The organism is Actinophytocola algeriensis, from assembly GCF_014203735.1.
Classification (GTDB): Bacteria; Actinomycetota; Actinomycetes; order Mycobacteriales; family Pseudonocardiaceae; genus Actinophytocola; species Actinophytocola algeriensis.
Genome location: NZ_JACHJQ010000010.1, coordinates 395,992 through 405,964 on the forward strand (window position 1 = coordinate 395,992; position 9,973 = coordinate 405,964).

Sequence of the window (9,973 nt, forward strand, 5' to 3'; positions counted from 1 at the left end):
TGCGACGCGGCGCCGACGGCCGGAGTGTCCGATGTGGACCCTGGAGGTGTGTACCGTTTCGCCATCCTGGCGCGAGTGGCGGCCACGCGCCTGCGTGCGGCGCGGACCTGCCGTCGCCGGGCGACGGTGTTGTAGCTCCCGAAGTTGTGCAAGGTGTGAGTGTTCATGGCTGATCCCAGTGTCCCGAGCTTCCCGTGCTCACGGGTACCCGGCACAGTCCATGATCACGCAGGATTTCCGTTGTTTCACTGGATGTCACCGACCGTGGCCGACCGGACCGGCCCCCTGGCGGTGAGGTCGCCCGGCGGGATGCCCGGGTGGTGGGCGTCCGCGGTGGCCGAGCCGGACGTGGTGGCGGTCGGGCCGAGGGCGAGCCGGGACACGATCCGGTAGCGGTCGCCGCGGTAGAGGGAGTGCACGTACTCGACGGTGCGGCCCGCGTCGTCGTTGGTGAGACGTTCGAACAGGAGCGCGGGCGAGAGCACCGGCACCCCGAGCAGTTGGGACTCGACGTCGTTGGTGACCGTGGGTTCCACCGACTGGATCGCGTCGTGCACCTGCACGCCGTGGTCCTTCAACCGCTCGTACAGGCAGCCGGACTCCAGGTCCGCCAGCGACAGTCGCGGCGCCGCCGCCACCGGGACGTGCAGGTACTCGATGGCCATCGGCGTGCCGTCGACGAACCGCTGCCGCGCGACGTAGAAGATCTCCGCCGCGGGTGAGATCCCCAGCCGCCTGCCCACGCGCGCGCCCGCGGCGATCGTGGCGAACTCCAGCACCTTGCTCGTCCACACGCCCGCCGCCTGCGGCAGCACCATCGTGCGGTCGTCCGACACCATCTCCTGGGTGATCTTGGCAGGCGCGACGAACGTGCCGCGCCCGTGCTGGCGGACGAGCATGCCGTTGTTGACCAGTTCGTCGACCGCGGAGCGCAGCGTCGGCCGGGACACCGACAGGCGCTGGCAGAGGATCCGCTCCGCGGGCAGCGGCGCGCCCGGCGGGTGCGTCTCGATCATCTCGAGCAGGTAGTCGCGCACTCGCTCGCGCTTGAGGATCGCTCCGGCCATGCCGACAGTATGACAACCGAACCAGAGGACAGCTCACCGACTTGACCAGTCCGTCGTGAAACTCTTCCTAAATATCGGCTTCTACCTGCTTGTTGACTTCCAGATTGGTCTATGCCATTTTGGTCCAGACCGCCGGACCTTACCAATTGGTCATATCCTGAGCACCCGTGAGGTGACCCGTGCCGCACCGCACCGCCACTGCCCTGCTCGCCATGGCCCTGGCCATTCCCGCCCTCGCCGCATGCGGCTCCGACGACCCCGGCGCCACTCCGGGCGAGCCGCAGAACCTGACCGTGTGGCTGATGAAGGACACCGCGACCGACGAGTACGTGGCCGACTTCGAGGCGGCGTTCGAACGGGACCACCCCGAGTACACGCTGACCGTCCAGATCCAGGAGTGGGACGGCATCACGGAGAAGGTCACCGGCGCACTCGCGAGCACCGACCCGCCGGACGTGATCGAGGTCGGCAACACGCAGGTGGCGCAGTACGCGGCGAGTGGAGGGGTCACCGACCTGTCCGACAAGGTCGGGGAGCTGGGCGGCGAGGACTGGCTGCCCGGGCTCGCCGAGCCGGGCGCGGTCGACGACCGCCAGTACGGCATCCCGTTCTACGCGGCCAACCGGGTGGTCATCTACCGCACGGATCTCTTCGAGGCCAAGGGCATCCAGCCACCGACCACCCGCGCCGAGTGGCTCACCGCGACGGCCGCGCTCAACCAGGGCGGCACGCAGGGCATCTACCTGCCCGGCCAGAACTGGTACGTGCTCGCGGGCTTCGTCTGGGACGAGGGCGGCGACCTCGCCGTGCGCGACGGGGACCGGTGGGCGGGCGCGCTCAACACCCCGGAGGCGCTGGCGGGCGCGGACTTCTACCGGCAGTTGCAGGCGCTGGGCAAGGGACCGAGGGACTCCGACGAGGCCAAGCCGCAGCAGACCGACGTGTTCGCCCGCGGCGACGTCGCGCAGCTGATCGCCGTGCCCGGTGCGGCGAAGCTCGTCACGACGGCCAACCCGGAGCTCGACGGCAAGCTCGGCTTCTTCCCCATCCCCGGCAAGACCGCGGACGAGCCGGGTGCGGTGTTCACCGGCGGCTCCGACCTGATCGTGCCGATGGCGTCCCCCCGGCAGGACGGCGCCTACGCGGTGGTGAAGGAGCTGGCGGGTGAACGCTGGCAGACCGAGCTGGCCCGCACCATGAACTACGTGCCGAACCGGACCTCGCTCGCCGCCGCCGTCGAGGACGACCCCGGCGCCGCCGCGATGGCCGAGGGTGCCGCCAACGGCCACGCCACGCCGAACTCGCCGAACTGGACGGCCGTCGAGGCCCGCAACCCGATCAAGGAGTTCCTGACCAAGGTGCTCACCGGCACCGACCCGAAGGCCGCGGCCGCCGACGCGGACGCGGTGATCACCGCGGCGCTCAACACCGCCCAGTAGCCGTGGTGCTCACCGAGGCGCCCCCGGCGCGACGGCCGACCAGCAGCCGCGTGGTCGCCGCGCCGGGCGGTCGCCGCCGGGTCCTCTGGCCGTACCTGCTGATCGCGCCGACCCTGCTGGCGACCGCCTACCTGCTGGTGTACCCGTTGCTGCGCAACGTGATCATCTCGTTCCAGCAGTTCGGGATGGCCGAGCTGATCCGCGGCGGCGCGGGCTTCGCGGGGTTCGCCAACTACACCGCGGTGCTCGGCGACCCGGAGTTCTGGTCGGTCGCCCGCCGCACCGGCGTGTTCACCGCGATCAACGTCGGGCTGATCATGGTGCTGTCCACCCTCGTCGCCCTGCTGGTGGTGCGGCTGGACCGGGTGATGCGGCTGCTCGTGCTGGGCGGGCTGGTGCTCACCTGGGCCACCCCGATGATCGCCGCGACCACGGTGTTCCAGTGGATGTTCCAGTCCCAGCTCGGGGTGGTGAACTGGGCGCTGGTGTCGCTGGGCTTCGAGCAGTTCCGGGGCCACACCTGGTTCGCGGACGGACCGCAGACCTTCGCGATCCTCGTGGTGCTGATCGTGTGGCAGTCGGTGCCGTTCGCCGCGCTGACGCTGTACGCGGCGATGACCACGGTCCCCCACGAGCTGTACGAGGCGGCGCGCATCGACGGCGCGGGCGGGTTCCGGTCCTTCCGCTCGATCACGTTCCCCGTGCTGGCACCGATGTTCGGCCTCGTCACGTGTCTCGAGGTGATCTGGGTCGGCAAGGCGTTCGTGCAGATCTGGGTGATCAGCGAAGGCGGTCCGGGGCGGGCGACGACCACACTGCCGGTCTACGCGTACCAGATCGCGCAGTCCCTGCACCGCTACGACCTCGGTGCCGTGGTCTCCATGCTCATGGTGCTGCTGCTGGGGCTCGCGCTGCTGTTCTACTTCCGGCGCATGTTCCGCGAGGAGGCCGCGACATGACCGGCCGGCTGACCCGCAACCTGCTGGCACTGCTCGTGTTCGTGGTGTCGGTGTTCCCGGTGTACTGGATGGTGCTGACCGCGTTCAAACCGGCGCGGGACATCCAGGCGGAGACACCGACGTTCTGGCCGTCCGCGCTGACCTTCGAGCACTTCGGCACGGCCGTGCACGCACAGGGCTTCTGGTCGTTCTGGCGCAACAGCCTGCTGGTGGCTGGCGGCGCGGTCCTGCTGTCCCTGGTGGTGGCGCTGCTCGCGGCCTACGCGGTGGCGCGGCTGCGCTGGAAGGGCAGGCGCGGCTTCATCCTGATGGTGTTCATCGCGCAGATGACGCCGTGGGAGGCGCTGCTGATCCCGATGTACGTCATCGCGCGCGACACGGGGATGCTCGACACCTTGCTGATGCTGACGCTCGTGTACTTCATGATCACGCTGCCGTTCACGATCGTCACCCTGCGGAACTTCCTCGCGGCCGTGCCGGTCGAGCTGGAGGAGGCGGCCCAGGTGGACGGGTGCGACCGGCCTGCGGCGTTCCGGCGGGTGGTGCTGCCCCTGCTCGCACCAGGACTGCTGGCCACCTCGCTGTTCGGGTTCATCACCGCGTGGAACGAGTTCGCCTTCGCCAACCTGCTGATCATCAAGGACCAGGACGACCGCACCCTGCCGGTCTGGCTGTCCTCGTTCAGCAACACGTTCGGCACCGACTGGGGCGCGACGATGGCCGCGTCGACCCTGTTCATGCTGCCCGTGCTGGCGATCTTCCTCGTCCTGCAGGGAAAGGTGACCGCCGGCATCACCGGCGGCGCGGTCAAGGGCTGAACCGGAGGCGTTCTCGTGATCCTGCCAAGACCTGCCCGTCTCATCCAGCGCGCGGGCCGCTTCGTGTTCGACCAGGACACCGCGTTCCGCGCCACCCCGGGTGCCGAACCCGCCGCCCGGCTGCTGCGGCGGTACCTGCGCCCCGCCACCGGGCTGCCACTCCCCCTGTCCCCCACCGGGACCGTGTTGTTCGCGCTCGACGACCAGCTGGTCGGGCTCGGCGACGAGGGGTACGCGCTGACCGTCGGCGAGCAGGCGGTGGTGCTGCGCGCCCGCCGCCTCGCCGGGCTGCGGCACGGCGTGCAGACGATCCGGCAGCTGCTGCCCGCCGAGGCGCTGGGCGACACACCGGTGAGCGGTGTCCCGTGGGCCCTGCCGTGCGTCGACGTCACCGACTCGCCCCGGCTGCCGTGGCGCGGCGCGATGCTCGACGTCGCACGGCACTTCCAGCCGGTGCGGTACCTCCGCCGGTTCGTCGACCTGCTCGCACTGCACAAGCTCTCCGTCCTGCACCTGCACCTGACCGACGACCAGGGCTGGCGGATGCCGGTCGCCGCCTTCCCGGCGCTGACCGAGATCGGTGGCCTGCGGTCGGAGACACAGCTCGGCCCGGCGGGCAGTGACCGGTTCGACGGCGTCCCGCACGGCGGCGCGTACACGACCGCGGAGCTGCGCGGACTGGTGGACTACGCGGCGGAACGCGGGGTGCGGGTCGTGCCGGAGATCGAGATGCCGGGGCACGCCCGCGCCGCGCTCGCCGCCTACCCGCACCTGGGCAGCCAGCCGGGCCGGCGGCTGCCGGTGTGGACCGGGTGGGGCATCTCCGAGTCGGTGTTCGGGGTCACCGAGGAGACCATGGAGTTCTGCCGCACGGTGCTCGGCGAGGTGATGGACGTCTTCCCCGGCGAGCACGTGCACATCGGCGGCGACGAGGTGCCGTGGACCGAGTGGGCCGCCAGCCCGGCCGCACTGGCACGCGTCGCCGAGGAGGGACTCGCCGGGCCGCAGGCGCTGCGGTCCTGGTTCCTCGGCCGCGTCGGCGAGTTCCTCCTCGCCAACGGCCGGGTACCGGTGTGCTGGGACGGCGACGGTCCCCCGCTCGATCCCCGCGTGGTCGTGATGCCGTGGCAGGACAGCGCCGACGGCCCGCTCGCGCGCGGCCACCGGGTCGTGCTCACCCCGTACCGGTCGACCTACCTCGACTATCCACAGTCGACGGACGCGCGCGAACGGCCCGGCCAGCCGGGCGGCGTGGTGACCATGTCGGACGTGTACCACCAGCGGGTGCCTGCCGACCCGGCCGTGCTCGGCAGCCAGTGTCAACTGTGGACGGAGCAGGCGCCGCGCGCCGAGGACGTCGAGTACCTGGCCTTCCCCCGGCTCTGCGCACTGGCCGACGCGCTGTGGTCGGCCGTCCCCGACTGGACGGCGTTCCGCGCGGCGATGGCGGCGCACGAACCCCGGCTGGCGGCACTGTCCGTCGCCCACACGTCCCTGACCACGACGAGCTGAGAGAGGAGGCAGCCCCCACCCGGTACGCACCCTGCACGTACAGGAGGAGCAGTGTCCAGAACAAGGTCCAGAAGGGTCCTCGCCGCCGTCGCGGCGGCGGCCGCACTCGTCACGTTCGTCCAGGCGCCGGCCTCCGCCGCCGCGGACGCGCTGACCGCCAACTACCGGACCAGCGCCACCGGCGCCACCACCGACCAGGTGGAGCCGTGGTTCACCATCACCAACACCGGCACGACCACCGTCCCGCTCTCCGAGGTGACGCTTCGGTACTACTTCCGCGGCGAGACCCCGGACGTCGGCTACCGCTTCGCGTGCTCGTGGGCGGTACGCGGCTGCGGCAACATCACCGGCACCTTCAAACCGCTCGGCACCCCGGTGGCCAAGGCGGACCGCTACCTGGAGGTCGGCTTCACCTCCGGCGCGGGATCGCTCTCGCCGGGCCAGAGCACCGGCGACATGCAGCTGCGCTTCTACCGCGCCAACTGGGGCCCGATCACCCAGACCGACGACTACTCGTTCACCAGCCGCACGGCGTACGCCCCTTCGTCCACAGTGACCGTCCAACGTGGAGGGACGACCATCTGGGGCACCAGCCCCGGTGACGACGAGGAGCCACCCGACCCGCCGGACCCGACCGGCGAGGTCCTGTTCGACGACTTCTCCTACACCTCGTCGAGCGACGCGCGGATCGCCCAGCGCGGGTGGACCGTCCGCTCCGGCGGCGGCGGCCCCGGCGTGCCGGGCGCGGTGTGGGACCCGGCCCTGGTCACCTTCCCGACGGTGAGCGGGGGCAAGGTCATGCAGCTCGAGTCGTCCAACAACGGGTCGAGCGCGCGGCAGACCGAGATGTACCACCAGCGCAAGTTCTTCCAGGGCACCTACGCCGCACGGGTGTTCTTCACCGACGCGCCGGTGCGGGGCATCGACGGGGACCACGTGGTGCAGACGTTCTTCACCATCACCCCGCTGAACGCCCCGATGGACCCGGACTACGGGGAGCTCGACTTCGAGTACCTGCCCAACGGCGGCTGGGGCGAGCCTGCCAACATCCTGTACTCGACCACGTGGGAGACCTACCAGAACGAGCCGTGGGTCGCCGACAACATCCACACCGAGCAGCGCACCAGCTTCAGCGGCTGGCACGACCTGGTGATCCAGGTCGCGAACGGGCGCGTGAAGTACTACGTCGACGGGAACCTGTTCGCCGACCACGGTGACCGGTACTACCCGGAGACGCCGATGTCGATCAACTTCAACCTGTGGTTCATCTCCGGGGGCCTCGTCGGCCAGCCCGGCGACCGGGCCTACCAGGAACGGGTCGACTGGGTGTACTTCGCCGAGAACGAGGTGGTGAGCCCGGCCCAGGTGAACTCCCGGGTCGCCGGATACCGGTCCTCGGGCGTCGAGCACGCCGACTCCGTGCGCTGAGCACAACCCGTGTGGCACCGGCCTTTCCGGTGTCACACGGGTTTCTTTCTGTTGATGTGAACCGCTGAATGGAGGTGTCCCGCCGCACCGCCGCCTTCCTAGGTTGGGTGTACCCGGGTCGAGGGCCCCGGGCACCCACAAGGAGATGATCATGAAAGCACGATCCCTGCTCGTGACTCTGATCGCGACGGCCGCGACCGCGGTCTCCGGTCTCGTCATGCCCGCCACCGCGGGCGCCGACGAGGTGACGCCGTTCATCGTCGGCGGCGGCAACGCGACCGAAACCTACTCGTTCATGGCATCGCTGCAGAGCAGCGCAGGCAGCCATTCCTGCGGTGGTTCGCTCATCAAGGCGAACTGGGTCGTCACCGCGGCCCACTGCGGCACGCCCTACCAGGTGCGGGTCGGCACGACCAACCGCACCAGCGGCGGCACCGTCGCGCGGGTGACCAGACGGGTTGCCCACCCCACGGCCGACCTCGCACTGCTCCAGCTGTCGACGTCGATCAGCCAGACGCCGGTGGCCATCGCGTCGACGTCCGGTGCCGTCGGCACGCAGACCAGGATCATCGGGTGGGGTCAGACCTGCCCGACCCGGGGCTGCGGTTCGGCGCCGATCACCCTGCAGCAACTGGACACGTCGATCGTCAGCGACAGCGAGTGCGCCGGCGGTGGGATCCGCTCCGCCAGTGAGATCTGCACCGACAACCCCGGCAACTCGCGGGGTGCCTGCTACGGCGACTCCGGCGGTCCGGAGATCAAGCGGGTCAGCGGTGTCTGGCAACTGGTCGGCGCCACCAGCCGCTCCGGCGGCAGCGCCACCTGCGCCCGCGAGCCGTCGATCTACGTCGACGTCCCGTACTTCCGCAGCTGGATCACCCAGTACACCGGCGCTTTGTGAGTGATCGGGTGCGGCCCGTCCCCGGGCCGCACCCGACTTTCGTCGGATGTGGCAGAGGTCCAGACCATGGCATGTTTGTTGTTGATTGCAACAAAGGCGATGGTCGGGTGGTGAACGATGAGGTCCACACGCAGGCTCTCTCGGCGGTTCAGGCTCGGCACGGTGCTCGGCGCCGTGTCAGCGGCGGCTCTGACGACACTCGTGGTCGGCCCGGCCCAGGCCTCGGACGCGCCGCAGGTCGCGGCCGTGACGTTCGAGGACAACTTCGACGGGCCGTCCGGCGCCCCGGTGGACGGCGGCAAGTGGCTGACGGAGACCGGCGACAACGTCAACAACCACGAGCGGCAGTACTACACGACCTCGACGAGCAACGCGGCGCTGGACGGCCAGGGCAACCTGGTCATCACGGCCCGGCGGGAGAACCCCGCGAACTACCAGTGCTGGTACGGCACGTGCGAGTACACCTCGGCGCGCCTCAACACGTCCGGCCGCTTCACCCAGACGTACGGCCACTTCGAGGCCCGCATCAAGATGTCGCGCGGCCAGGGCATGTGGCCCGCGTTCTGGATGCTGGGCGACGACATCGGCAACGTCGGCTGGCCCCAGAGCGGCGAGATCGACGTCATGGAGAACGTCGGTTTCGAGCCCAGCGCGGTCCACGGCACCATCCACGGCCCCGGCTACTCGGGTTCTGCCGGCATCGGCAGCGCTTACTCGATCGGCGGCGCCTTCGCCGACGACTTCCACACGTTCGCGGTCGACTGGTCCCCTGGCAAGATCGTGTGGTCGGTCGACGGCAACGTCTACCAGACCCGCACCCCCGCCGACCTCAACGGCAACCAGTGGGTGTTCGACAAGCCGTTCTTCCTGATCCTGAACCTCGCGGTCGGCGGCTACTGGCCGGGCGACCCGGACGGCAGCACCCCGTTCCCGAACACGCTGGTCGTGGACTACGTCCGCGTGACGGACACACCGGAGCACTGAGTACGCGGGACCTGCTCAGCGGCCAGCACCGGCGAGCACACCGTAGGGTGGCGTCAGCCGACGCTGGAGGACGCGATGGGACGGCACCGACGTGCGGGGTGGCTGTTCGGCGCCTTCTCAGCGGTGGCACTCGGCGGCTGGCTCGTGCGCCGGGGCTCGGCACGGGCGCACACGTCCGGCGTCGCGGGACTGATCCCGGGCGGTGACCCGTCCCGGCTCGCACCCGTGGTGCGCACCCACGCCGCCGAGGCGGACGTGGACCCGGTGCTGCTGATGGCGATCCTGTACAACGAGTCCTACAAGCCGCACAACCCGCTGCTGGAGCGGGCGTGGCAGGCGTTCCGCCGCGACTCGTCGTTCGGGGTGGCCAACATGCACCGCCGCACCTTCGAGCAGGTCCGGTTCGAGCGCCCGTTCGCCGAGCGGGCGTGGCAGGAGCTGCCCGACGACCCGGACCTGGCCATCCAGGCCGCGGCGTGGCACCTCCACGACCTCCGCACGCGACTGCCCCGGATCGCCGGGGGTGCCTTCACCACGGCCGAACTGCTCGCCATGGGCTACAACGCGGGCGCACGCAACATGCTCCGGTTCGCCGGTGGCAGGCAGCCCGGCCCCCGGGCCCGCGCGTACGTCGACCGCCTCCACGAACACTGGGAGCGGGCCGCCAAGGCGCTCCAGCAGGGCTAGTGTTGCGTACCACCAACGTTTGCCGGGCCCTCCGGTGGGTTCGGCCGAGCCGACGGTGATGGCCGTGCCGGGGTGGGCTGGTTTGCCGTGAAAGACATCCCAGGTGCTGGTGTGTCAAGCCGCAATGTTGTTGGTGTGGTGTGACCAGGCGGTGGTTTCGTTGTAGTGGGTGCCGGTT

At 70.2% G+C, this 9,973-nt stretch carries 9 protein-coding genes; 8 read left to right on the forward strand and 1 reads right to left on the reverse strand.

Annotated features, from left to right (window positions below; all coding sequences use genetic code 11):
• Window positions 1-245: 245 nt before the first annotated feature.
• On the reverse strand, window positions 246-1,067 hold the full coding sequence (locus FHR82_RS39355) for a GntR family transcriptional regulator (RefSeq protein WP_184815732.1): 822 nt from the start codon (window positions 1,065-1,067) through the stop codon (window positions 246-248).
• A 179-nt stretch (window positions 1,068-1,246) separates the two neighbouring features.
• Between FHR82_RS39355 and FHR82_RS39360 the strand changes: the two genes are divergently transcribed.
• From FHR82_RS39360 to FHR82_RS39395, 8 genes are all read left to right on the forward strand, one after another.
• On the forward strand, window positions 1,247-2,506 hold the full coding sequence (locus FHR82_RS39360) for an extracellular solute-binding protein (protein ID WP_221464841.1): 1,260 nt from the start codon (window positions 1,247-1,249) through the stop codon (window positions 2,504-2,506).
• Window positions 2,507-2,508: 2 nt separating this feature from the next.
• A complete protein-coding gene (locus FHR82_RS39365; RefSeq protein ID WP_221464842.1) occupies window positions 2,509-3,465 on the forward strand; it encodes a carbohydrate ABC transporter permease in 957 nt (318 codons plus the stop codon).
• Complete coding sequence (locus tag FHR82_RS39370) at window positions 3,462-4,283, forward strand: carbohydrate ABC transporter permease (protein ID WP_184815733.1); 822 nt, start codon at window positions 3,462-3,464, stop codon at window positions 4,281-4,283. The genes FHR82_RS39365 and FHR82_RS39370 overlap by 4 nt, the downstream gene beginning before the upstream one ends.
• Before the next feature lie 15 nt (window positions 4,284-4,298).
• Complete coding sequence (locus FHR82_RS39375) at window positions 4,299-5,795, forward strand: beta-N-acetylhexosaminidase (RefSeq protein WP_184815734.1); 1,497 nt, start codon at window positions 4,299-4,301, stop codon at window positions 5,793-5,795.
• Window positions 5,796-5,846: 51 nt separating this feature from the next.
• Entirely contained in the window at window positions 5,847-7,223 is a 1,377-nt protein-coding gene (locus tag FHR82_RS39380; protein ID WP_184815735.1) for a cellulose binding domain-containing protein, read from the forward strand.
• Between the two features lie 151 nt (window positions 7,224-7,374).
• A complete protein-coding gene (locus FHR82_RS39385; RefSeq protein WP_184815736.1) occupies window positions 7,375-8,124 on the forward strand; it encodes a S1 family peptidase in 750 nt (249 codons plus the stop codon).
• 117 nt (window positions 8,125-8,241) lie between these two features.
• A complete protein-coding gene (locus FHR82_RS39390) occupies window positions 8,242-9,108 on the forward strand; it encodes a glycoside hydrolase family 16 protein (protein WP_184815737.1) in 867 nt (288 codons plus the stop codon).
• Window positions 9,109-9,183: 75 nt separating this feature from the next.
• Entirely contained in the window at window positions 9,184-9,795 is a 612-nt protein-coding gene (locus FHR82_RS39395; RefSeq protein WP_184815738.1) for a transglycosylase SLT domain-containing protein, read from the forward strand.
• Window positions 9,796-9,973: the final 178 nt, after the last annotated feature.

Excerpts from the sequence above, each read along its gene's own strand:
- FHR82_RS39355 (WP_184815732.1), bottom strand. The coding sequence starts at position 1,067 with ATGGCCGGAGCGATCCTCAAGCGCGAGCGAGTGCGCGACTACCTGCTC.
- FHR82_RS39370 (WP_184815733.1), top strand. The coding sequence starts at position 3,462 with ATGACCGGCCGGCTGACCCGCAACCTGCTGGCACTGCTCGTGTTCGTG.
- FHR82_RS39385 (WP_184815736.1), top strand. The coding sequence starts at position 7,375 with ATGAAAGCACGATCCCTGCTCGTGACTCTGATCGCGACGGCCGCGACC.
- FHR82_RS39390 (WP_184815737.1), top strand. The coding sequence starts at position 8,242 with ATGAGGTCCACACGCAGGCTCTCTCGGCGGTTCAGGCTCGGCACGGTG.
- FHR82_RS39395 (WP_184815738.1), top strand. The coding sequence starts at position 9,184 with ATGGGACGGCACCGACGTGCGGGGTGGCTGTTCGGCGCCTTCTCAGCG.